The organism is Rhizobium sp. CRRU65 (assembly GCF_048551595.1).
Taxonomy (GTDB): Bacteria; Pseudomonadota; Alphaproteobacteria; order Rhizobiales; family Rhizobiaceae; genus Rhizobium; species Rhizobium leguminosarum_J.
Genome location: NZ_JBLYZH010000014.1, coordinates 116,499 through 139,501, shown reverse-complemented (window position 1 = coordinate 139,501; position 23,003 = coordinate 116,499). Strand labels below are relative to the sequence as shown.

At 61.3% G+C, this 23,003-nt stretch carries 23 protein-coding genes; 9 read left to right on the top strand and 14 right to left on the bottom strand.

The annotated features are described in order from the left end of the window. Positions 1 to 36 precede the first annotated feature (36 nt). From ACM5SV_RS25695 to rpiA, 3 genes are all read right to left on the bottom strand, one after another. On the bottom strand, positions 37 to 321 hold the full coding sequence (locus tag ACM5SV_RS25695; RefSeq protein ID WP_041935664.1) for an acylphosphatase: 285 nt from the start codon (positions 319 to 321) through the stop codon (positions 37 to 39). A gap of 96 nt (positions 322 to 417) precedes the next feature. Beyond that, the gene (locus ACM5SV_RS25690; protein ID WP_222014885.1) at positions 418 to 975 is read right to left on the bottom strand and encodes a DUF2059 domain-containing protein; all 558 of its coding nucleotides are present in this window, start codon (positions 973 to 975) and stop codon (positions 418 to 420) included. A 15-nt stretch (positions 976 to 990) separates the two neighbouring features. Next, positions 991 to 1,689, bottom strand: a complete 699-nt coding sequence (rpiA, locus tag ACM5SV_RS25685; protein WP_012757713.1) for a ribose-5-phosphate isomerase RpiA — start codon at positions 1,687 to 1,689, stop codon at positions 991 to 993. Between the two features lie 225 nt (positions 1,690 to 1,914). On the opposite strand from rpiA, the gene ACM5SV_RS25680 reads away from it, so the two are divergent. Beyond that, positions 1,915 to 2,631, top strand: coding sequence for an HAD family hydrolase (locus ACM5SV_RS25680; protein ID WP_222014886.1), 717 nt, complete (start codon positions 1,915 to 1,917; stop codon positions 2,629 to 2,631). A 322-nt stretch (positions 2,632 to 2,953) separates the two neighbouring features. Here ACM5SV_RS25680 and ACM5SV_RS25675 read toward each other — a convergent pair whose 3' ends face one another. Next, positions 2,954 to 4,867, bottom strand: a complete 1,914-nt coding sequence (locus ACM5SV_RS25675; protein ID WP_113548340.1) for a L,D-transpeptidase family protein — start codon at positions 4,865 to 4,867, stop codon at positions 2,954 to 2,956. A gap of 94 nt (positions 4,868 to 4,961) precedes the next feature. Beyond that, the gene (locus ACM5SV_RS25670; RefSeq protein ID WP_128407318.1) at positions 4,962 to 5,228 is read right to left on the bottom strand and encodes a hypothetical protein; all 267 of its coding nucleotides are present in this window, start codon (positions 5,226 to 5,228) and stop codon (positions 4,962 to 4,964) included. A gap of 61 nt (positions 5,229 to 5,289) precedes the next feature. On the opposite strand from ACM5SV_RS25670, the gene fumC reads away from it, so the two are divergent. After that, positions 5,290 to 6,681, top strand: a complete 1,392-nt coding sequence (gene fumC, locus ACM5SV_RS25665) for a class II fumarate hydratase (RefSeq protein WP_012757717.1) — start codon at positions 5,290 to 5,292, stop codon at positions 6,679 to 6,681. A 127-nt stretch (positions 6,682 to 6,808) separates the two neighbouring features. Here the strand turns inward: fumC and ACM5SV_RS25660 are convergent, their stop codons facing one another. Then, entirely contained in the window at positions 6,809 to 7,642 is an 834-nt protein-coding gene (locus ACM5SV_RS25660) for a VCBS domain-containing protein (protein WP_012757718.1), read from the bottom strand. A 255-nt stretch (positions 7,643 to 7,897) separates the two neighbouring features. Between ACM5SV_RS25660 and ACM5SV_RS25655 the strand changes: the two genes are divergently transcribed. Then, positions 7,898 to 9,505, top strand: a complete 1,608-nt coding sequence (locus ACM5SV_RS25655) for a fumarate hydratase (protein WP_113548339.1) — start codon at positions 7,898 to 7,900, stop codon at positions 9,503 to 9,505. 20 nt (positions 9,506 to 9,525) lie between these two features. Here ACM5SV_RS25655 and ACM5SV_RS25650 read toward each other — a convergent pair whose 3' ends face one another. After that, complete coding sequence (locus tag ACM5SV_RS25650; RefSeq protein WP_113548344.1) at positions 9,526 to 9,732, bottom strand: hypothetical protein; 207 nt, start codon at positions 9,730 to 9,732, stop codon at positions 9,526 to 9,528. Positions 9,733 to 10,079: 347 nt separating this feature from the next. On the opposite strand from ACM5SV_RS25650, the gene ACM5SV_RS25645 reads away from it, so the two are divergent. Beyond that, on the top strand, positions 10,080 to 11,147 hold the full coding sequence (locus ACM5SV_RS25645) for a GGDEF domain-containing protein (protein WP_128407319.1): 1,068 nt from the start codon (positions 10,080 to 10,082) through the stop codon (positions 11,145 to 11,147). A 294-nt stretch (positions 11,148 to 11,441) separates the two neighbouring features. Here the strand turns inward: ACM5SV_RS25645 and ACM5SV_RS25640 are convergent, their stop codons facing one another. Both ACM5SV_RS25640 and ACM5SV_RS25635 read right to left on the bottom strand, forming a co-directional pair. Next, the gene (locus tag ACM5SV_RS25640) at positions 11,442 to 12,053 is read right to left on the bottom strand and encodes a pyridoxamine 5'-phosphate oxidase family protein (RefSeq protein WP_017994278.1); all 612 of its coding nucleotides are present in this window, start codon (positions 12,051 to 12,053) and stop codon (positions 11,442 to 11,444) included. 37 nt (positions 12,054 to 12,090) lie between these two features. After that, positions 12,091 to 13,071, bottom strand: a complete 981-nt coding sequence (locus ACM5SV_RS25635; protein ID WP_017994279.1) for an alpha/beta hydrolase — start codon at positions 13,069 to 13,071, stop codon at positions 12,091 to 12,093. A 47-nt stretch (positions 13,072 to 13,118) separates the two neighbouring features. On the opposite strand from ACM5SV_RS25635, the gene ACM5SV_RS25630 reads away from it, so the two are divergent. Continuing rightward, the gene (locus ACM5SV_RS25630; RefSeq protein ID WP_011652244.1) at positions 13,119 to 13,586 is read left to right on the top strand and encodes a MarR family winged helix-turn-helix transcriptional regulator; all 468 of its coding nucleotides are present in this window, start codon (positions 13,119 to 13,121) and stop codon (positions 13,584 to 13,586) included. A gap of 3 nt (positions 13,587 to 13,589) precedes the next feature. Here ACM5SV_RS25630 and ACM5SV_RS25625 read toward each other — a convergent pair whose 3' ends face one another. Then, positions 13,590 to 14,780: a low temperature requirement protein A gene (locus ACM5SV_RS25625; RefSeq protein WP_017994280.1), complete on the bottom strand. Its 1,191-nt coding sequence runs from the start codon at positions 14,778 to 14,780 to the stop codon at positions 13,590 to 13,592. Positions 14,781 to 14,839: 59 nt separating this feature from the next. Next, on the bottom strand, positions 14,840 to 15,214 hold the full coding sequence (locus ACM5SV_RS25620; RefSeq protein ID WP_032996649.1) for a gamma-butyrobetaine hydroxylase-like domain-containing protein: 375 nt from the start codon (positions 15,212 to 15,214) through the stop codon (positions 14,840 to 14,842). 136 nt (positions 15,215 to 15,350) lie between these two features. Between ACM5SV_RS25620 and moaA the strand changes: the two genes are divergently transcribed. Further along, on the top strand, positions 15,351 to 16,397 hold the full coding sequence (gene moaA / locus ACM5SV_RS25615; protein WP_026157377.1) for a GTP 3',8-cyclase MoaA: 1,047 nt from the start codon (positions 15,351 to 15,353) through the stop codon (positions 16,395 to 16,397). Between the two features lie 257 nt (positions 16,398 to 16,654). Here moaA and ACM5SV_RS25610 read toward each other — a convergent pair whose 3' ends face one another. Next, the gene (locus tag ACM5SV_RS25610; RefSeq protein WP_012757727.1) at positions 16,655 to 17,440 is read right to left on the bottom strand and encodes a class I SAM-dependent methyltransferase; all 786 of its coding nucleotides are present in this window, start codon (positions 17,438 to 17,440) and stop codon (positions 16,655 to 16,657) included. Between the two features lie 115 nt (positions 17,441 to 17,555). On the opposite strand from ACM5SV_RS25610, the gene ACM5SV_RS25605 reads away from it, so the two are divergent. The 3 genes from ACM5SV_RS25605 to ACM5SV_RS25595 are packed head-to-tail and all read left to right on the top strand — an operon-like array spanning position 17,556 to position 20,515. Continuing rightward, positions 17,556 to 18,692 (top strand): ABC transporter substrate-binding protein, encoded by a 1,137-nt coding sequence (locus ACM5SV_RS25605; protein ID WP_222014887.1) that lies wholly within the window; start codon positions 17,556 to 17,558, stop codon positions 18,690 to 18,692. A gap of 6 nt (positions 18,693 to 18,698) precedes the next feature. Then, positions 18,699 to 19,769 (top strand): FecCD family ABC transporter permease, encoded by a 1,071-nt coding sequence (locus tag ACM5SV_RS25600; protein WP_222014888.1) that lies wholly within the window; start codon positions 18,699 to 18,701, stop codon positions 19,767 to 19,769. After that, positions 19,763 to 20,515 carry an ABC transporter ATP-binding protein gene (locus ACM5SV_RS25595; protein ID WP_222014889.1) on the top strand — a complete coding sequence of 251 codons (753 nt, stop codon included), beginning with the start codon at positions 19,763 to 19,765 and terminating at the stop codon, positions 20,513 to 20,515. Before ACM5SV_RS25600 ends, ACM5SV_RS25595 begins: the two co-directional genes overlap by 7 nt. A 21-nt stretch (positions 20,516 to 20,536) precedes the next feature. Here the strand turns inward: ACM5SV_RS25595 and ACM5SV_RS25590 are convergent, their stop codons facing one another. After that, positions 20,537 to 21,487, bottom strand: coding sequence for a sugar-binding transcriptional regulator (locus tag ACM5SV_RS25590; RefSeq protein ID WP_017994286.1), 951 nt, complete (start codon positions 21,485 to 21,487; stop codon positions 20,537 to 20,539). Positions 21,488 to 21,508: 21 nt separating this feature from the next. Beyond that, positions 21,509 to 22,975, bottom strand: coding sequence for an FGGY family carbohydrate kinase (locus ACM5SV_RS25585; protein ID WP_222014890.1), 1,467 nt, complete (start codon positions 22,973 to 22,975; stop codon positions 21,509 to 21,511). Positions 22,976 to 23,003 lie beyond the last annotated feature (28 nt).

The following is a 23,003-nucleotide window of genomic DNA, read 5'->3' as shown; positions in this document are numbered from 1 at the left end:
GCGATGCCAATTGCATCTGCTTAGCGATTAGCGCTGTCAGCGGGTAATGCGGAAATCCGTCGGGTTCTTCTCAAGCTGGGCTGCTTCCGTCTCGACGCCCGAAACCGACGCCCCCAAAGGCCCGCGCCTGAAACGCTCGATCATCGTCGAGATGGCGCTGTCGGGTCCTGCGATCACAGCGACCACGGCCCCGTCCTCTTCATTGCGAACCCAACCCGTCAAACCGAGCCGTACGGCCTCATCGCGCGTCCAATAGCGAAAACCGACACCCTGGACCTTGCCGGATATCCGCACTCGGACGGCCTTGTCATGATCAAACATGTCTGCGGTCACCTGAAGCCTCGCCGGCGGCATTTGCCGTATCATAGCAAAAAAGCCCGGACGATGCCGGGCTTTCGCAAATTAGATGGGGCAGCCTTACTGCTGGGCAGCCGGTGCCGGAGCGGTCGGGCTGTCGGTTGCCGGCGGCGGTGCCTTGATGACCTTGGAAAGCTCGACGTTGCTCTGCTTTTCCAGGTCGCGGGAAATGCCCTGCGCCCAGATGTCGGCAGCCTTCGCCGTCTCGCGCGAGGCGACCGGGCCGTCGCGCAGCAGCTTCTTGCCGACGTCGGAATTATAGAAGTCGGCGATCGCCTTCAGCTCGTCGACGGTGAAGGTCTTGGCATAGGTGAGTGCCGCCTCCTTCTCCAGATCGCCGCGGCGCGGCGCCAGCGCCAGCGCCTGCGCGTCGACCGTGGACGAAATGATGTCCTGGTAGTTCGGCGAATCCTGGATCAGTCCGGCCTTCAGGCGCTCGGCGAGACCAGGCAGGATGTTGTCGAACTGGGCGGTGGCGCCAATGGCGTCGATCGCCGCGCGAGACGCCTTCAGCTGATCCTCGGAGACTTCCTGCGCCTTGACGGCGGAGCCGAAGGCAAGCCCGGAAAGAACGACGGTGGCAGCGGCGAGACGGCCAAGACCTGCAATGTTCATCATGAGTATATGCTCCTGTTATCTGTTTGCCTGCAGCGTGCGCGCACCCGCAGGACCGGCAATGATCGCAAGTGCCGCCATATTGATAAAGAGCCCGTGTTCAACGACGCCGGGTATGGAATTCAGCTCGCTCGAAAGCGCCTCTGCATCAGGAATGCGGCCAAAAGATGCATCGATGATGTGATGGCCGCCATCCGTGGTAAACTCTCCGTCACCCGACTGGCGCAGAGCGAGTTCACCCGAGAGGCCGAGCCGGGCCGCGACCTTTTCGATCGCGATCCGCGTCGAGACGAGCCCGAACGGATTGACCTCGATCGGCAGCGCGAAGGCACCGAGCGTATCGACCAGCTTGCTCTCGTCGGCAATGACGATCATTCGCTCTGACGCGGCCGCGACGATCTTTTCGCGCAGCAGCGCACCGCCGCCACCCTTGATCAGCCTGAGCGCCTGATCGACCTCGTCGGCGCCATCGATCGTCAGATCGAGTGCCGGCAGTTCGTCGAGCGACTTCAGCGGCACACCGAGTTCGACGCAGAGCCGCGCGGTTCGTTCGGACGTCGGGACGCCTTCGACCCTGAAGCCGCCAGCAACCTTCTCCGCCAGCAGGCGAACGAATTCTTCCGCCGTGCTGCCGGTGCCGATCCCGAGACGCATCCCGCTTTCGACATGCGCGAGTGCGGCCTCGGCGGCCTTGATCTTCATTTCGCGGGCATCCATGCGCCGCCAGCTCCTGATATTGCGTTGGATGTGCTGTTTACACGGCTCGCCTGGCAAACGAAAGTCAAAATCATCACGGAAAATGAAAAGCCGAAACAGAGGCCTGCGGCCTTCCCGGCCATCGCCGGACGTTGCTTTCCGCCGCACGATCGCCTACCTCAGGGACGATCCATCGTTCCTCAGAACGATACATCGCTCCTCAAAACGACCATCGCTCAAAGAGACATGCCCTTGACCCCTGCCCCCACTCGCCCGGCGCTCGTCGTCTTCGATCTCGACGGCACCCTTCTCGATACGCATGTGGACCTGGTCGAGAGCCTGAACCACACGATCGCGGCCCCTGACCTCGAGCCGGTCAGCTACGACGACCTCACCCATCTCGTCGGTCAGGGCGCGCGCGTCATGATCGAGCGCGCCTGCCGGCTGCGCGGCCATCCGCTCGAAAGCGACGCCCTGCCGCCGCTGGTCGAGCGCTTCGTCGCTCATTATGCCGGCAACATGCCCGGCCGGACCGAACCCTATCCCGGCCTGGTCGCCGCCATGGACCGGCTGAAATCTCAGGGTTACCGCCTCGCCGTCTGCACCAACAAGATGGAAAGCCTGGCAGTCCGCCTGCTCGACAAGCTCGACCTCGTCAGATATTTCGACACCATCACCGGCGGCGACAGCTTCGAATACCGCAAGCCCGACGCCCGCCACCTCACCGGCACCATCGAACGCGCCGGCGGCGACATCGCCCGCACCGTGATGATCGGTGACAGCGTCAACGATATTGCCGTAGCAAGAAACGCCGGCATACCGTCGATCGCGGTGCCTTTCGGTTATTCCGACGTGCCGGTTTCGAGCCTCGATCCGGATCTTATCATCACCCATTTCGATGAGTTGACGCCGGATCTGGTGGAAACGCTGTTGCGGGAATATGCGGAGAAGGTTGCCGTTTGAGGCGGAGCCGTTCCTTACTTTCTGCTGGCGTACCGTGGGCACCCCCCTCTGCCCTGCCGGGCATCTCCCCCACAGGTGGGGAGATTGGATAGGCGCGCCGGCTTCCCCAAACAATCATCGTGGCAGCCGGCAAAGCGGAACATGGGCCGGAAGGTCGGGCCGCTTGCCGATCTCCCCACTTGTGGGGGAGATGCCCGGCAGGGCAGAGGGGGGTACCACGCGGCAAGCCCTCTCCACTTTACTCCCATTCCCTGCGCGCGGGAAAAAACAAAAACGGGCAGCCCAAAGACTGCCCGCCGGCATCACTAATCAAATCCAATTATCAGATCTGCGCTCCACGCGCCTTGGTCGTCGCGTCGAAGGCCTTGTCGACATAGGCGTCGCGGCCGTAGACGTCGTCGAAATATTCCACCACGCCGTCCTTGTTCGGCCAGGCGGTGAAGTAGGAGACGTAGACCGGGATCTTCTGCGGCACGCGCACCGCATGGTTCTGGCCGCTGGCGATCTGCTTGGCGACGTCGTCGACCGTCGTGCCGAGCACGGCCGCCGCCATCGCCCGCGGATCGGCAAGGCGTACGCAACCGTGGCTCAGCGCCCGCATGTCGCGCTTGAAGAAGCTCTTCGACGGCGTGTCATGCATGTAGATCGCGTGGCTGTTCGGGAACAGGATCTTCAGTTCGCCGAGCGCATTGTCGCTGCTTGGCGGCTGGCGCACCGAAACATTGTTGGTCGAGCCGTACCAGTCGACGCTCGAGGAGGCGACAGCGTGGCCGTTCACCTCGACCTCATAACCGAGCTGGTCGAGATAGTTCGGATCCGAGCGCAGCTTCGGCAGCATCTCGTTGATGATGATCGACTGCGGCACGCCCCAGAAAGGGTTGAACTCGACCGTCTCGATTTCGTCGTCGAAGAAATAGGTCTGGTTGTTCTTGCCGCCGACGACCACGCGCATCGACAGCTGTTCCTTGCCGTCATTGTGGTAGTAGACCATGTAGGCCGGCTGGTTGATCATGACATAACGGGAACCGAGATCTTCCGGCAGCCAGCGCGCCTGCTCCATGGCGACGACGAGCTTGTCGATCTTCGAGGCATTGGTGTCGCCGCCGGTCATGGCGCGCACGGTCGCCTGGCCGATGACGCCATCGGCCTTCAGCCCACGCTCCTTCTGGAATCCCTCGACCAGCGAAACGATGTCAGGCGAATAGTCGATGCTGCCGGCGTAAGCAGCAAGCGTTGCCGCATGATCGGTCCTCAGCGTTTCGGAACCGTGCTTGCCGATCGCCTTGACGATATTGGCGATCTCCGGCGAGCTGTCACCAGGCCTCAGCAGCCTGTCGAGCGAAACGACGATTCGCTCCTCATTGCCGCCGTCGGCGGCGCGAAGCTTGGCAAGCTCCGCCTTCAGCGCCTGGAATTGCGAACTATCAGGCGAGCGGCTGGCGATATAGGCGCCGACATCGGGGCTCAGGCGGGCAAGCTTCAGCACCGGGGCCAGGTTAACCACCTTGCGCTGGAAGTCGTGATAGCCGGAGATCTTGTTCGGATCGATGCGGCCGCGCACCGTGTCCTGCACGAAAGCCAGCACCTTGGCGGAGAGATCGAGTTCGAACTGCGTCAGCGCCCGATCGCGGAAGGCGGGATCGGGATTGGCCGGGTCGATATCAGGCGTCTGGACGGCGTAGTCCGCCGGGTCGAGGCCAATGGAGGTCGCATCGGCAAGTGCCAGCATCGCCGACTTGGCGCGGTCGTTGACCTGATTGCCCTCGACCCAGACGAGCGGATTGCGGCTGTCGCCGTAATAGGCTTCGAGCGCCTTTGCGACGTCGGCATTGGCGCGCACCTTGGCCTGCGCCAGGAAACGGCGCTGCACGGCCGGCTCGGCGCTGGCATCGCCGCTGCCCGAAACATCGGCGACCGCGCCGGTGACGACGGGATCGGCGAACCTGCCGGTATCGATGAACTGCAGCGTCTCGGTTTTATAAGTATAATAACGAGGACCGCTCACCTTCGGCAGCGGCGCTTCCGGATCGAGCCCGCCGAGCGATCCGCCGACGCCGCCGCGCGGACCCACACGGCCGGGCGGCATCTGGTCCATGAAGATAGTGCTCTGGGTCCGCTGCCTGTCACCGCGCAGCATGTCCATCAATGTATAAGCATGCGCGGGTGCGGCACTCATTGCTGCCACGCCGCAGGAAATTGCCAATGCGGATGCCGCGCTTTTCAAAACGAACGTCATATATCTTCCAGTCCCGGTGTCATGCTGTTCTTGTCACGAGCGCAAGGCTCAAGCTCAAATCCCGCGAAACTCAAGCAGCGTAGGGCCTCATTGATCAGAAACCGGCCTGCGCCGCCAGCGCCGGCGGACTCAATTTTGTGTGACGGAGATCCTGCACGGCGCCGCCCAGCAGTTCACACAAAATTATGAAATTATTGGTTAATTTTTTACCGAATTTTCGCCGCCAGACCAGTGCGGCGAAAACACCAGGATGCATAAAATTTCCAAAGTGGCTTAAAAGGCACGCCGAAAAGCCTGCGCAAACATGACTTCCGGTTTCAATATTTCGCACGGCATCCAGTTTTCTTGTCGGACTTTCCAACCTATAAGACCTCATCTTTCGAAGATGCCCGAAAACAGCATGTAAAGGGAAGGCAAGGCTGATGACCGCAACCCGCACCGAAACCGATACTTTTGGCCCGATCGACGTCGCCGCCGACCGATATTGGGGCGCCCAGGCCGAACGTTCGCTCGGCAATTTCAAAATCGGCTGGGAAAAGCAGCCGCTGTCGATCGTGCGTGCGCTCGGAATCGTCAAGCAGGCCGCCGCCCGCGCCAACATGTCGCTCGACCAGCTCGATCCTGGCCTCGGCAAAGCGATCGTCGACGCCGCCCAGGAGGTGATCGAGGGCAAGCTGAACGACCATTTTCCGCTGGTCGTCTGGCAGACCGGCTCAGGCACGCAGTCCAATATGAATGCCAACGAAGTGATCTCCAATCGTGCGATAGAAATGCTCGGCGGCGTCATGGGTTCCAAAAAACCGGTGCATCCGAACGATCACGTCAATATGAGCCAGTCGTCGAATGACACCTATCCGACGGCCATGCACATCGCCTGCGCCGAGCAGATCGCCCATCACTTGCTGCCGGCCCTGAAGCACCTGCATGCCGCCCTCGACATGAAGGTCACCGAATTCAGTCACATCATCAAGATCGGCCGCACCCACACCCAGGATGCGACGCCGCTGACGCTCGGCCAGGAATTTTCGGGTTATGCCGCCCAGGTCGGCTCCGCTATCAAGCGCATCGAAATGACCCTGCCCGGCCTTTGCGAGCTCGCCCAGGGCGGTACTGCCGTCGGCACCGGCCTCAACGCGCCGGTGGGCTTTGCCGAAAAGGTCGCCGAGGAGATCGCCGCCATCACAGACATGCCTTTCGTCACCGCGCCGAACAAGTTCGAGGCGCTCGCCTCGCATGACAGCATGGTCTTTTCCCATGGCGCCATCAATGCGGCAGCCGCCGCCCTCTTCAAGATCGCCAACGATATCCGCTTGCTCGGTTCCGGCCCGCGCGCCGGCCTCGGCGAGCTGGCGCTGCCGGAAAATGAGCCCGGCTCCTCGATCATGCCCGGCAAGGTCAACCCGACTCAGTGCGAGGCGCTGACCCAGGTCTGCATCCATATCTTCGGCAACAACGCGGCTTTGACCTTCGCCGACAGCCAGGGCCATTTCGAACTCAACGTCTACAATCCGATGATGGCCTATAATTTCCTGCAGTCGGTGCAACTGCTCGCCGACGCCGCCGTCTCCTTCACCGACAACTGCGTCGTCGGCATCGAGGCGCGCGAGGACAATATCAAGGCAGGCCTCGAACGCTCGCTGATGCTGGTGACCGCACTCGCCCCGAAGATCGGCTACGACGCAGCCGCGAAGATCGCCAAGACGGCGCACAAGAACGGCACGACGCTGAAGGAAGAGGCCCTCGCCAGCGGCCTGGTGACATCGGAAGAGTACGACGAGATCGTGCGCCCGGAATCGATGATCGGGCCGAAGTAGGAAGGTCGCATAGGCCACAGCCCCTGATCCGGCTGCCGCCACCAACCGGGGTCGAGCCACAGGTCTCGACCCGTCCTTCGGACCCCCGCTCGCGGGGGGAAGGTGATATGCCGCAACTCCCTCCAGCCTATAGCAAGGCAAACAGCGAAAAATTGTCCATCACGACGGAATTGCCCATGAAATCGAACCTGATTTCTTCGATGTCTTCGAGATTGACCTCGAGAGTGGGGCCGGTGACCTCGAGCTCCTGCTGATAAACGATCTGGCCGTCGTTCAGCGCGGTGAGCGTCAGGTGAAAGGGCGCTGCCGACAATTCGGCAATCGAAACGCTCTGAAAGGTGAATTCCCCGCCATCGAGCATTTTCAAGCTTACGGGCGCAGAACCCGGCGATAGAACGGTATCGCTGAAACCGTCCTCGGTGATGGCGTCGACACCCGGGATGGTATCGTAGACATACCCGTTCAGAAGCGTCACCTCGTGGCTTCCATTCACCGAGAGCGCAAAGTTGCGATAATCAGGCAGAGAGAAATTATCGGCCCTCGACGTGACGCCCAAATCGTCGAAATCGAGGATTTCGTGGTATTTATCGCCTTCGTTGACGCCGTCGATCGCGAGCGTCAACACGCCGAGGTCCGTGCCTCCTGAGCCATCGGACATCTTGAAGCTCAGCTTCTCGATGAGCTGATCGTATTTCGTTAAATTTTTCACGACGTCGAGCGTGTAGTCCAGCTCGTACTCGAAGTGACCGTCAGGTTTAAGTCTGAAGGTTCCGTATTCGCCCCTTATGATCGTTTCGTGGTCAGGTCCATGTTTGGCGTCGATACGCACGCCATTGACGAAGCGAACATACATGTCCGCTCCCTCGGGATCGCTGGAGAGGCGCAGCAGATTCCCGCGGATCCAATTGTCTTCGAAAAAAACGAGAAGGTCGTCGACAGCAGTTGGCTTTGCATTTGTCATTGGAAGCCCCGGCAGGTTAACGCTGCCGGGAATATGAACTGGCCGCGGACCGAAGGCAACCTGAAGTCGTCTGTTTCGCGACAAATGTCGATTTCGCCTGTTCTTTCACTCGCTTACCGCGTGTGACGTGCCGACTGCAAAACGCGGCACGACATGCCCCCCACTCCAGAGTCCGCCGCATCCCGATTGCATTTGCCCCGTGGCGGATTTAGACCGCTTCCAATCTAGCGACGCCCTACCAGAAAGGTCACTTCGATGGCTGACGATCTCTTTCCCCTCGGCAAGGATGCCACCCCCTATCGCAAGCTCAGCGGCGACCATGTCTCGGTCGACACGTTCAAGGGCCAGGAGATCCTGACCGTCGAGCCGGAGGGGATCCGCCTGCTGGCCGAAACCGCCTTTGCCGACATCAACCACCTGCTGCGTCCCGGCCATCTGAAGCAGCTCGCCTCGATCCTCGACGATCCCGAAGCGACCGACAATGACCGTTTCGTCGCCTACGACCTGCTGAAGAACGCCAATATCGCCGCCGGCGGCGTGCTGCCGATGTGCCAGGATACCGGCACGGCGATCATCATGGGCAAGAAAGGCCGCAGGGTCTGGACGGAGGGGGAGGATACCGCCGCACTCGCCCGCGGCGTCATGGATGCCTATGAGAAGAAGAACCTGCGTTATTCGCAGCTCGCGCCGATCAAAATGTTCGAGGAAAAGAATACCAGGAACAATCTGCCGGCCCAGATCGACATCTACGAGGAAGGCACCGATGCCTACGAATTCCTCTTCGTCGCCAAGGGCGGCGGCTCGGCCAACAAGACCTTTCTCTACCAGGGCACGCCTTCGCTCTTGACCCATGACCGAATGATCGACTTCCTTAAGGAGAAGATCCTGACGTTAGGGACGGCAGCCTGTCCCCCCTACCATTTGGCGATCGTCATCGGCGGCACCTCGGCCGAGATGAACCTCAAAACTGTCAAGCTCGCCTCTACCCGCTATCTCGACGAGCTGCCGACCGAAGGGTCCGAGAGCGGCCACGCTTTTCGCGACATCGAGATGGAGACGGAAATCCACAAGCTGACCCAGCAGATGGGCGTCGGCGCCCAGTTCGGCGGCAAGTATTTCTGTCATGACGTGCGTGTCATCCGCCTGCCCCGCCACGGCGCCTCGCTGCCGATCGGCCTCGGCGTCTCCTGTTCCGCCGATCGCCAAGCCAAGGGCCGCATCACCCGCGATGGCATCTTCATCGAGCAGCTCGAAACCGATCCGTCGAAATACATGCCCGAGATCGACGAGGCGAAACTGTCGGAATCGACAGTGCGCATAGATCTCAACCGGCCGATGGCAGACGTGCTTGCCGAACTCTCCAGGCATCCGGTCAAGACGCGCCTGTCGCTGTCGGGCACCATCATTGTCGCTCGCGACCTCGCCCATGCCAAGATCCGCGAGCGGCTGGAAAAGGGCGAAGGCATGCCCGATTACCTGAAAAACCACCCGGTCTATTATGCGGGTCCCGCCAAGACGCCCGCCGGCTACGCCTCCGGCTCCTTCGGCCCGACCACGGCCGGCCGCATGGACAGCTATGTCGACCAGTTCCAGTCCTTCGGCGGCTCGATGGTGATGCTCGCCAAGGGCAATCGTTCGCGCGCCGTGCGCGAAGCCTGCAAGAAGCACGGCGGCTTCTATCTCGGCTCGATCGGCGGACCCGCCGCCCGTCTTGCTCAGGACTGTATCCGCAAGGTCGAAGTATTCGAATATCCCGAACTCGGCATGGAAGCGGTCTGGAAGATCGAAGTCGAAGACTTCCCCGCCTTCATCGTCATCGACGACAAGGGCAATGATTTCTTCCAGGAGCTGAATTTGGGGTGACGGGGCAGGCTGCGCCTGCTCTACCGTGCCGACGCCTTATCCGACGCGCCGATGTTCCGCGCCGTCACCGCCTCGCTCGCACTCACCACATCCCAGGCATCGACCCTCGCCAGGATCTCCGTGCGGAACGCGCCGGCGAAGAAGCCGGTGTGCTCCAGCAACAAGGTGCCGGCGGCGAAGACGGTGAAGGCAAGGATGGCAAAAGAAATATGGCGGGAGGTTTCCACGATCTCACGCCCTGGCTTGCAGGCTACGATCGGGTTTGCCACCAAGAAATATCAACCCGAAATACTGCCACTGCAATACGAAACGGCCAAAACCAACTGTCGACAAGATGAATACGGTCTCCGGCAGAGAAGAACTGTAAGTTTTCCAGACAACGCTCCCGCTCAGCGAGTACGCACTGTGCCGCTAAAGATACTTTTTCCCGTGGAAAATCATAGGCCTGATCGAAGTATTGACCCATGGGGCATTTGTCGTATGTAATCTTTGGTATATATCGCTTTAATCTTTTCCCAAGAAATTTAAGCTAACAAATGGAATATTGCCTTTGAATATATGAGGAGTTCGCCGGATGAATACGGCTGTCGCGCCGAAGGTGCAGGTTCCCGACGTTGCGGGTCAGATCACCTATGCCATGCGCTCCATGGGCGTTGCGCCGATACCGCGCAATTACGAACTCTTCTACGAGGCCTATATCGGCTCCAATCCGGCCCTGACCCGTGAGCTCGCGGCCCTCGGCGGCCAGGTGACCCAGGCCGAACTCGATGCGCTCGGCGCGCAGCACTTCACCCACAGCCCGGCCCGTGTCTTCGACGATGCCCATACGCGCATATCAGGCGAACTCGATGGCCTGCTGCGCATTCTCAAGCAGGAGCAGAGCTCGCTCGAAAGTTATACCAAGCTGCTCGGCGAAACCCACAAGCGCATTACCTCAAAGAGCAATGCCAGCGTCGAACTGATCGAAAACGCCATCGATCTGCTGAGCCAGGCAACCGGAGACACAATGGCGCATGGTGAACGCACCGTCGAGGACGTCGTCCAGCGCTCGCAGGAGATGGATCAGGTCCGCAAGGAACTCGACGAATACAAGCGCATCGCCAACACCGACTCGCTGACCCGCCTTTCCAACCGCCGCGCCTTCGACGACCGCCTCGCCGCCATCTTCGACAATTCGAGCATGCGGCCGGTGACGGCGCTGCTGCTCTGCGACATCGACAATTTCAAGAAGATCAACGACACCTACGGCCATCCGGTCGGCGACAAGGTGCTCGCCACCGTCGCCTCCGTCATCCGCAGCAATGTCCGTCGCGACATCTTCGTCGCCCGCACCGGCGGTGAGGAGTTCGCCCTCATCATCGACGGCAACACGCCTGAGGAAGTCACCGGCATCGCCGAGCGCATCCGCCGCACGCTAGAGACGACGCCCTTCAAGAATTCCCGCACGCGGGTGAATTACGGCCCGGTCACCGTCTCGATCGGCATCTGCATGGCCTCCAATGCCGAGGATGCCGGCGAACTCTACAGCAAGACCGACATCGCGCTCTACGGCGCCAAGAATGCCGGCCGCAACTGCACCATCCTCTATCAGGACGGCATGCAGAAGGATTTCACCAAGAGCTGGCTGATTTATAAGACGTGAGGGTAATCGGTCGCCGTGCGCACGCTGTCACCACAACGTGACGGCTTAGACTGTTGTCCGGTTCGCGCCGATGGCTCCCTTGTCCGCCAGGAGTCCGAGGGAACGGACGAGGTAGCCGCTTGCTCCCTCATTCCTGTGCCTGTCACAGGAATCCAGCCACCACGCGTCTGCGCGGTGAATAACTCTTTGCGACCGTGAAAATATCTTCCGCGCCCAAGCACTTGGGCACTGGATTCCTGTGACAGCACAGGAATGAGGGAAGAGAGGTGGGTGTCCGCTTCTCGGCACCACACCCTACCACATCGTCTTCGCCGCCCGCCCCGGCCATTCCCGATCGTAGGTTTCCTGGTCGAAATCGCCGGTTGCGGCCTTCAGCATCTGCCCGGGCGTCGGCAGCTTTGCCGGATCGGCGAAGTGTTCTCCATTCCACAGCTCGGCCCGCATCACGGCGCGCGCGCATTGGAAATAGACCTCGTCGATCGAAATCACGACGACGGTGCGCGGATGTTTGCCGTCCATCTCGAAGCTTGAAAGCAGCGCCTCATCGTCGGAAACGACGCCGCGGCCGTTGATGCGCATCGTCGTGTTCGAGCCGGGGATCAGAAACATCAGCGCCAGGCGCGGATCGCGCACGATGTTGGAGAGCGAATCGACCCGGTTGTTGCCGCGCCAATCCGGCAGATGCAGCGTCTCGTCGTCGGCGACGCGCACCACGCCGCCAAGATCACCGCGCGGCGAACAGTCGAGACCCTCCGGGCCGACGGTCGCAAGCGCCGCAAACGGTGAGATCTCGATCATCTCGCGATAGAGGGGGGTCAATTGCTTCGTCACCTTGGCGACGGAGGCCGGCGAAAGCCCGGCGCCGTAGATCGTATTGAGCTCTTCGATGCTGCTGATGATTTTCATGAGGCGTCCCGCCGCGGCTTGATCTTCGCGACGGACGCTACAATGCCGCGCGCCTTGCCGGAAGCTCAAAAAACGGAATGATCTCCGCATCTTTTTTGATGCTTTCATCGGGCACTTCAACCACGCCTCGATCGCCGTCGAGAAACGCCGCGATCGCGGCAAGAACCGGCTCGGCGCCGATGATGCGCCGGTGGCCGAAGCCGTTCGCCCAGAACAGCCGAACGCCCTTCCCCGCTGCGCCATAGCGCCTGGCATGGAGAGACGACACCTCCTTGTCGTCCTCGGCATGGATGACGAGCACCGGCCGGCCGATGCCGCCCGCAGCCCCGCCGACGTCGAAATCCTCAAGTCTCCGTCCGGTGATGCGATGGACCTCGTTCTCCAGTGCCGCTTGCGCTGTAGGGCGAAGGCCGATCATCCCGCCGAAATCGGTAAACAGCGAGCCCATCTCGCTCGGCGCGCCGATCAGCACCAGTCTCTCGCCGGTGACAGGCGCCACACCAGGCAGCAGCCCCGCCGCCGAGACCATCAGCGCCGCACCGCCGAAGGAATGGCCGATAGCCGCATCGAATGCGCCGAAGCGCGCCTCGGCCGCCGCGATCGTCTCGACCGCAAGCCCCATATGCAGGAAGCGTCCGCCGGAACGGCCGTGGCCGGGAAAATCGAGCGCCACGACCTCCGCGCCCATTGCCGCAAGCATCGAGACGAGTTCGGCCATATATGCCGCGCTCGATCCCCAGCCATGTGTCACCAGATAGCGCTTGCGTTTACCCCTCGCCCCGCCGTTCAGCCGATAGGCATGCGCTTGGCGCCCGCCGGCAAGCCGGAGGGTGAAGCGTTCGGCACCCGCAAGCCGGAGCGCACCCGCTGCATGCACCGCTTTCGCCTTTGCTCCCTTCGGCTTTGTCGATGGCGTCCGGCAGAACAGCTGGAACGCCGCTTTGCCTGCCAGATCAGGAGAAACCGCCTGCAGAACCGAAAACCCGAGGCGGGTGACGTCAAGCGCAAAGTTTGCCATAGTGGGATTCCAAAAGACTGTTCAACACTGAACAATAAAGTACAACGATGAACAAAAATCAATCCCTTCCCTGGGATCATCCGCGTTTTCGCAGCTGGATCGCGGTGGCTCGCGCCTGCCAGCTGATGCAACAATCCCTGGCCCGCTCGCTTGCCGATCTCGATATCAAGCCGCCGCACCTCGATATCCTGGTCAATCTCTATCGTTTCGAAGGCATCTCGCAGCAGGAGCTGGCGCGCAAACTGCTGGTCGGCCGCTCCAATATGAGCATGCTCTTGCCGCAGATGGAGAAGCGCGGCCTGATCCTTCGCCGCGATGACGAGCGCGACAAGCGCGTGCTGCGCCTCTATTTGACGCCAGAGGGTCGGAAACTGAGTGAGGAAGCCATGGCCATCCAGACCGGCCTCATCGACCGCGTGCTGTCGGACGAGCCGATAGAGCAATGCATGGCGACTGCCGATTCGATGGAGCGGATCATCACTGTGCTGCTGAAAGATCTGCGCGACGAGGACTGATGTTCAATGCAGCGTCGGCGCCGCCTCCGTGCCCGTCAGCGAGCGGTATTCCCAGGCGGCGACGACGATCAGCACCAGCGTCGCCAGAATGCCCATCAGATAGACCTCGATGAAAGGCGCGACAAAGGCAAGCAGGATCAAAAACACCAGGCCGGCGAGATGCGAGAGCGGCATCCGCCCGCTGGTCGCGCCCTTGAACCAGAGATTGCCGATCAGGAATAGGCCGGAACCGCCGAGCACGGCTGCGGCGATGCCGAGATCACCGGTTTCATGCGGATGCGAGAACATGAACTCGACCGCGACCGCATGGACGATGATGCCGGCAAGAATTGGGATATGTCCATAGGTGAAGGCCTGCCGCGCCAAGCTTCCCGGCGTCTCCTCATGCTCGATGCGGTGGGCGGCGCGCCCGTGGCCGAAGCGGAAGTAGAGCCACCACATGGCGACCGTGCCGATGAAGGCGGTGACGAAGACGACGCTGGTCAGCCCTGAGAACGGCAGCTCCGAAAAGGTGCGGCCGGACACGAGGATCGCTTCGCCGAGGCAGATGATCACGAAGAGTGCACAGCGCTCCGCCATGTGCGCGCCGGAAACGTCCCAGTCCCGCGCTGTCGAACGCCCAAGCCCCGGCACGGCAAAGCCCGCGGCGGGCCCGGCATATTCGATCGCAAGCGCTATCACCCAGGCGATCAGCCGGGCTTCATGCTCGAGCAGCCCGCCGGCGATCCAGAAGACGCCTGCTGCCACGAGCCAGGCGGTGATGCGGACGAAATTCAGCGTATTGGCGCGGTCGACGCGCGTCATCGCATAGGTCGTAAACAGCGAGCGCCCGACCTGCATCGCCACATAGGCGCCGGCAAACAGCAGGCCCTTGTCGCCGAAAGCCTCGGGGATGGAGGCAGACAGCAGCAGGCCGAGCATCATCAGCGCCACCAACATCCCGCGCACCGGCATCTTGTCAGGATCGAGCCAGTTCGTCACCCAGGCGGTGAAGATCCACACCCACCAGACGGCGAAGGTCATCAGCGCTGCTTCGGCTGCACCGAGCGGCGTGTAGTGGGCGGCGAGCGCATGCGAGAGCTGCGAGATCGAAAAGACGAAGACCAGGTCGAAGAACAGTTCGAGGAAGGTCACCTTGTTGCTGCTGGCGCTGCCCTTGGCGCGCAGCCAGTTCTTTCCGTTCGTTTTCGCCATATGGCCCCCCGATGGCTGGATTATGCATGGATTGAAAGTGATAGCGGCTCAGGTGAGCGTCAGCGCGGCTTCTCCGCCGTGTCGCGGTTCATGCCCTTTTCGCTCAGCTCGGCTTCGTAGGCCGAAAACAGCTCAGGTCCCTGTTCGCCGAGCTCGCGTAGATAGGTCCAGGTGTAGATGCCGGTATCGTGCATGTCGTCGAAGCCGATCCGGACCGCGTAATTGCCGGTCGGCATCATCGAGATGATCGCGACATTGCGTTTGCCCGGCACCGTCACCTTCTGCCCCGGCCCATGGCCCTGCACCTCGGCCGAGGGCGACAGCACGCGCAAGAGCTCGGCCGACAGGTCGAAGCTCTGGCCGTCGTTGAAGGTTACCACCAGCCGCTGCCTGTCTTTCGATACGCGAAGTTCGCTCGGCCAGATATCGCTCATCATTTTGTCCTCTTCTCATGCGAGGAGTAGGCGTTGATCTTTTTCGGCGCAAGCTGAAATTGGCATGCTCGCGCGGGCAGTTTCCCTTGACGCGACAACAGCATATGCCCACATTGACGAGAGTACGGAGATGCAGGTGAATACTAGAGTTGGAACGATAGGCAATGCATCGCCGCTGGCGGCAGGTGCGGACCCGATGATCGACCCCTTCGGGCGGGCGGTCACCTATCTCCGCGTCTCCGTCACCGACCGCTGCGATTTCCGCTGCACCTATTGCATGGCGGAGAATATGACCTTCCTGCCGAAGAAGGATCTGCTGACGCTGGAAGAGCTCGACCGGCTCTGTTCCGCCTTCATCGCCAAGGGTGTCAGCAAGATCAGGCTGACCGGCGGCGAGCCTTTGGTGCGCAAGAACATCATGTATCTGGTTCGCCAACTCGGCCGGAAGATCGGCGCCGGCCTCGACGAATTGACGCTGACCACCAACGGCTCACAGCTTTCTCGCCACGCCGAGGAGCTTTATGATTGCGGCGTGCGCCGGATCAACGTTTCGCTGGATACGCTCGACCCCGACAAGTTCCGCAAGATCACCCGCTGGGGCGATTTCGCCAAGGTCATGGAAGGCATCGACGCAGCTCAAAAGGCAGGGTTGAAGATCAAGCTCAACGCCGTGGCGCTGAAGGATTTCAACGATGCCGAGATGCCGGAGCTGCTGCGCTTCGCCCACGGCCGCGGCATGGATTTGACCGTCATCGAAACCATGCCGATGGGCGAGATCGAAGAAGACCGCACCGATCAGTACCTGCCGCTGTCGAAACTGCGCGCCGATCTCGAGGACCAGTTCACCCTTGCTGACATCGATTACCAGACCGGCGGCCCGGCGCGTTACGTCAGGGTCGAAGAAACCGGCGGCCGCCTCGGCTTCATCACGCCGATGACGCATAATTTCTGCGAGAGCTGCAACCGCGTGCGCCTCACCTGCACCGGCACGCTCTACATGTGCCTCGGCCAGAACGACGCCGCCGATCTGCGCGCCGCACTCCGCGCCACCGACGACGACGCCCTCCTCCACGCCGCCATCGACGAGGCCATCACCCGCAAACCGAAGGGCCACGACTTCATCATCGACCGCACGCACAATCGCCCGGCGGTCGCGCGGCATATGAGTGTTACGGGTGGGTGAAAAATAGGGCAGTACGCCTACCCGCACCACCCTCATTCCTGTGCTCGTCACAGGAATCCAGTGCGCCTAAGTCCTTAGGCGCGGAAGGCCTCACTTGCCTGTATGGAGGTCATTCCCGGCGCCGACGCGCCGTGGCTGGATTCCTGTGACGAGCACAGGAATGAGGGAGGCTGGGTTGATCCTCGCGCTAGATTTTCTGCCGTAGGTAGATGGAACGTCGCCTGCTGCAGGGCCGACCGTCCCCAAGCGCCAACCCATCACTCAGGCTTACGCGCACAAATCGCAAACCGGTCCTGCACCATGCGCTCGAGCCCGCGCAGAAACGGCATCTTGCGGGCCTGCGCCCAATGGATATCGGCAAGCTTGCGGTCGACGACAATATCCGTAAATCCGGCTTGGCGCAGAAGATCGACGACTGCTTCGGCCGGCATCTGGCTGGAGAAATGCACGCGTGAGCGGATCTTCTGGTGCCGCGCCATCATCTCCGGCGTCATGTGGCTTGCCGCCGGCTTGCCGGTCACTTTTGTCCAGAGCTTCTGCAGGCCTTTGACCCAGGTTTCCTTGCCCATATTGCCGTCGAGGATCAGCACTTTGCCGCCCGGCTTCAGCACCGCGAACCATTCCTTGAAGGCAGAAGCCGGATCCACCAGCGTCCAGACGAGATGCCGGTTGGTAATGACGTCGTAGCTTTCCCGTGGCTCCATGGTGTTTTCGGCGTCGCCGGAGACGAAGCGGATATCGGTGCCGCGCTTCTTCGCCTTGGCGCGTGCCTGCGCCAGCATCGCATCCGACCAGTCGAGGCCGGTGACCGCAAAGCCGGCACCGTGCATCAGATGCGAGATGACGGCGGTGCCGCAGGCGAGATCAAGTGCCGCGCGCCCCTGCCCTTCGCCCAGATGTTTTCTGATCAGCCGCTGCCAGCCTTTGCGCTCCGCTTCCGAAAAGATTTCATGGCCGACGCTCTGGTCGAAGGTCGCCGCCCGTTCCGACCAGAAGTCGCGGATTTCGTCGCGGATCGAGTAGTTCGTATTCATGGAATTCATTTGAGGCACCCCGGCATCGGATCAGTTTGGAAACGCTCTAAAACATAGAACTTGATTCATAATGTCATATTTCTTATGCCTGCGGACATTATTCAGACCTCGGGGGAATTTCCAGATGAATTTCGTGAAAATACTCGCAGTCTCTGCGGCTGCGATGGCGAGCCTGATGCCGCTTTCGGCCTGGGCGCAATCCTTCACCGTCAAGGATGTGGCCGGCCGTGAAGTGACCTTCGACAAGCCGGTCGAGCGTGTGATCCTTGGGGAAGGCCGCATGCTCTACGCCGTCGCGCCGATCGAGAAGGGAGATCCCTTCGCCAAGATCGTCGGCTGGCGCAACGATCTCTGGACCACCGACAAGGACGGCTTCAACGCCTATGTCGAGAAGTTTCCGAAGGGCAAGGACCTGCCCTTCCTCGGCAACCTGACCGACGGCACGCTGCAGACCGAAACGGTTGTCAAGCTTCATCCCGATGTGCTGCTGCTGCCGATCGGCAACAAGGCGGCCGCTGACGAGGTGAAGCTTGAGGACATGCTGAACGGCATCGGCGTAAAGATCGTCTATATCGATTTCCGCGAGCACATCCTTGCCAACACCGAGCCGAGCCTGAAGATCCTCGGCCAGATTTTCGGCCATGAAGACCGCGCCGAAGCCGTCGCCGCCTTCTGGAAAGAGCAGCTGGCCCGCGTGACCGACAAGCTCAAGGCGGCCAATCCGCCGAAGCCGAATGTCTTCATGTACCGCGCCGCAGGCCTGGTCGAATGCTGCGGCACCTTCGGCCCCGACAATTTCGGCCTGATGGTCGATTGGGCCGGCGGCCACAATCTCGGCTCCGATTTCCTGCCTGGCTATACCGGCTCGATCAATGCCGAACAGGTTGTCGCCTCCAATCCTGACGTCATCGTCGTCACCGGCTCCAACTGGAGCCAGACCGAGAATGCCAAGGACTTTGTGAATGTCGGCCCGAATGCGGCAGCCACCTTCGACGACAGCCGCAAGGCGCTGAACACGCTGATGGAAAACCCTGCCTTCACCGGCTCCAGGGCGGTTGCTGGCGGCAATGTCCACGCGATCTGGCACCAGTTTTATACCAGCCCCTACCAGTTCGTCGCCGTCCAGCAGCTGGCCAAGTGGTTCCATCCGAACCTCTTTGCCGATCTCGATCCCGATGCCACCTTCAACGAATTCCACGAAAAATTCCTGCCGGTCGCCTATCAGCCAGGTTACTGGGTCGATGCCAAGGCGGGTCAGTAATCCGAGATGGCAGAGATCGCAGCCATATCGATCGAAGCCGCAGCCGGGAGGGAGCGCTATCGCGCCCTCGCCCGGCGCAAGTTGCTGATCCTTGTCGCCATGACGGCTGCACTCTGCCTGTTCTTTGCGGTCGATCTCGCCTGGGGCCCGGCCCGCTATAGTCTCAGTGAAGTCGTCGCCGCCCTCCTCGACCCCTCCTCCGTTTCGGATCAGGTGCGGGCCGTCGTTTGGGACATCCGCATGCCGGTTGCGGTGATGGCGATCGTCGTCGGCGCATCGCTCTCCGTCGCCGGCGCGCAGATGCAGACGATCCTCGCCAATCCGCTCGCCAGCCCCTTCACGCTCGGCATATCGGCCGCGGCAAGCTTCGGTGCCGCCCTTGCGATCGTCACCAGCGTTCCGCTTCTGCCTGTTGCAGCCGGCCTGCTGGTGCCGGTCAATGCCTTCATCATGGCGTTGATCGCCACGCTCTTCATCCATTTCGTCTCGCAGGCCCGCGGCGTCTCGGTGCAGACCGTTGTGCTGCTCGGCATCGCGCTGGTCTTCACCTTCAATGCGTTGCTCGCCTTCCTGCAATATCTCGCCTCAGAACAGGCGCTGTCGGCTGTCGTCTTCTGGACGATGGGCAGCCTCACCAAGGCGACCTGGCCGAAGATCTGGGTAACGCTTGCCGTTCTGCTGATCGCCCTGCCGCTCTTTGCCCGCAATGCCTGGGCGTTGACGGCGATCCGCCTTGGCGAGGACAAGGCTGCAAGCTTTGGCGTTAATGTCCGCCGCATCCGGCTGGAAACTATGCTTGTGGTCTCGCTGCTCGCCGCAGTCCCCGTCAGCTTCGTCGGCACGATCGGTTTCGTCGGACTCGTCGGGCCGCATATTGCGCGCATGATCCTCGGCGAGGATCAGCGCTTCTTCCTGCCGGGCTCGATCCTGTCAGGCGCACTGCTGCTGTCGCTGACCTCGATCGTCTCGAAGTCGATCATACCAGGTGTCGTCTTTCCGATCGGCATCATCACCGCGCTGGTCGGCGTGCCCTTCTTCTTCTCGCTCATCCTCTCGAACAGGAGCCGGTCGTGGTAGCGCTTCAGTTGCAATCGGTCGGCGCCTATCACGGCCGCAAGCTCTTCGTCGAAGACGTGACGACGCCGGTGATGACATCGGGTGAGGTCGTGGCGGTAATCGGCCCGAACGCCGCCGGCAAGTCGACGCTCTTCAAGCGCATCACCGGCCTGCTCAAGGGGCCGGGCCATGTCGTCGTCGAAGGCTCGAAGGCGAAAAACGCCATCGGCTACATGCCGCAGGATACCTCGGCAAATGCGGTGCTGACGGTCTACGAATCCATCCTGCTTGCCCGCAAGCAGGGCCAGTCCTGGGCCGTCAGCGACAGCGACCTGCGCTTCATCGACGAAATCATGAAAGCGCTCGATATCACCGCCATCGCCTTCCGCGATCTCGGCGCTCTCTCCGGCGGCCAACGCCAGCTCGTCTCGATCGCCCAGGCCCTGGTCCGCGAGCCGGAGATCATGCTGATGGACGAGCCGACCAGCGCGCTCGATCTTCACCGCCAGGTCGAGGTCCTCGATTTCATGCGCCGCCAGGCCCGCACCAAAGGCATGATCGTGCTGATCGCCATCCACGACCTCAACCAGGCGCTTCGCTTCGCCGACAAAGTCCTCGTCATCGCCAACGGCCGCATACACGCCTGCGGCACCCCAAGGGATGTCGTCACCACCGAAATGCTGCGGGAGATCTACCGGGTCGAGGCCCGGGTGGAGAAATGCTCGATGGAGTACGACCACGTGATCGTGGATGGGACAGCGCATTGAGGATGGCAACCGCCAGCCTCATCAGTTGATCAATCGCTGCGCGGTAAACTTGTCCGTAACAAGCATGTCGATGACCCCCACACGGAGCGCGCCTGCAATCGCGTCAGTCTTTTTGGACCCGCCGGCAAGAGCAATGACCCGGTCCACCCGTTCGAGATCCTCGAGTGGAAGCCCTATGACTCGGTCGTCCAGAGGTGTCTTGACCGGCTTGCCGTTTTTATCGAAGAAGCGAAGCGAGATATCGCCGACGGCTCCCGCTTCCGCGAGATCAGAGAGTTCGCGAGACGAAAAGATGTTGCCGGACCGTGCGAGAAGTTCGGACGGTTCGACTGCTCCGATTCCGACGATCGCAAGCGTTATGCTGCCGAACAAGTCCATCGTCTCCCGAACGTATGGATCGGCCTGCATAAGAAATTTTGCCTCTCTGGACGTCGTAACGCCCTGCACAGCGAGCAGTTTTGGCTCAGCGCCAGTCAGCCGAGCAAGCCGCGTCGTAAGCTGCGTCGCATGCGTCTGCACTGAAGGATCGCCCATGCCTCCAAGGGTTTGGACGACGTATTTCGCCTGAGCGCTCTTCAGGGGATGAATGTTCTCGACCATCTTGGAGATGGTCTGGCTCCAACTCGAAACGCCGATGATCTCCCCTGGCGCTAGCGTTACCTCCAAGAGATGAGCCGCTGCCTCTCCGATACGGGCCATGATGGCTCCGTCCCGATCTTCCGTACACTCAACGACGATCGCCTCCGGCAAATCATATTTCTCGCGAAGTGCGCTCTCAAGCTCGCTGTAGGTGCCAACGGGAGGGGTCACGCTGGTTCGCACAATATCTTCGGCCTCGGCACGCTTGAGCATGCGCGACACCGTCGCCTGCGACAGGCGAAGGTGCTCTGCGATCTCCGCCTGTCGCCGTCCCTCTAAGTGGTACATTTGGGCGACCCGTGAGATGAGGCGGAGTTCATTGAGGCGAGTCATCGCTAATCCTAGGGTGAATTTTTATTCATCATTAGCCGTTGTTTCGCGTGCCGTCGAGCGGGCAAGTGCATCATTCCAAGTATCCAGAAGCACCACTCGATCCACGGGTTCCGGGTCAATGATATGTGAGCTGCGGGGCAGCTCTGCGATAACCTGAAGATCGCTCCACAGGCCAAGTGAGAGACCCGCGAGATATGCGGCCCCCAAAGCCGACGCCTCGGGTGCTTCGCATTGGATCACGGGATGTTCGATGAGGTTCGAGACACATTGCATCAGGAAGCGGTTTTGGCTCGGTCCGCCGTCTACATAGAGCGCCCCGAGCTCGCCGCCGCTTTGTGCTCGCATGGCGGCGATCACGTCGTGCACCTGGAGGGCGATCGAGTCGGTGACCGACCGCGCCATTTGTGCACGTGTCGTATTGAAGTTGATCTGGGAAAACAGGGCACGGGCGTCGGAATTCCAATAGGGTGCGCCCAGTCCCACGAATGCTGGCACGAAGCCCGGTCCGCCCGGTTCGGCGCTCGCCGCAAGTTCGACAAGGGCCGCCACGTCCGAAAGGCCGAGAATGCCTGCCATCCAGGGGAGACTGGCGGCGCAAACGAGAATATTGCCTTCGAAAGCGAAAGTCGGCTTTCCATGGAGGCGCCATGCGACGGTCGTTGTGACGCCGTTGCGTGGAGGAATAAATCGCGAAAGCGTCGTCATCACAGACGAGCCGGTTCCGAAGGTTACCTTGCCATCACCCGGCTTGAATGCTCCATGACCGAACAGCGCAGCATGACTGTCTCCGATCACGGCCATGATCGGAGTTCCATCCGGCACGCCTGGCAACCCTTGCGTCCTGCCGAAGTCGGCAGAGCTGTCGAGTACCTCGGGGAGGAGCGCGATATCCACGCCGAAAATCTCGCCAAGTTCCTCGCTCCATCTCTGCTCCTGGAGATCGAACAACTGGCTCCTGGCGGCATTCGAAGCGTCGCAAACATGCCGGCGCCCGCCGGTCAGGCAGTGGACGAGCCAACTGTCGACCGTTCCCAGCCGCACCGATCGCCCGGCCGGAATACGGTCGAGCAGCCATCGGAATTTCGAACCCGGGAACATCGGATCCAGCGGCAGGCCCGTGAGCGCCTGCACACGGTCAAGGTGGCCTTCGGCAATGAGACGTTCGCAATCCTGTGCCGTTCGACGGCACTGCCAGCTTACCACCGGCCCAAGTGCTTCTCCCGTTTCGGCGTCCCAAGCAGTGACTGACTCGCGCTGATTGGAAATCGCCACGGCCTCGACAGCCACGTCGGGGGTGGCCTTCAGGCAGGCGTCGATCGCCTCGCAGACGGATGCGTAGAGCCGGTGCGGATCTTGTTCGACCCAGCCGGGTTTCGGATAGGTGATGCCGACTGGAGCCGAACCTCTGCCAACAATTTCTCCCTTTTCGGAAACCAGAACTGCCTTTGAATTGGTGGTTCCCTGGTCAATTGCCAGAATTGCCCGCATTCTATCCTCCCCAGATCAGACGGCAGCC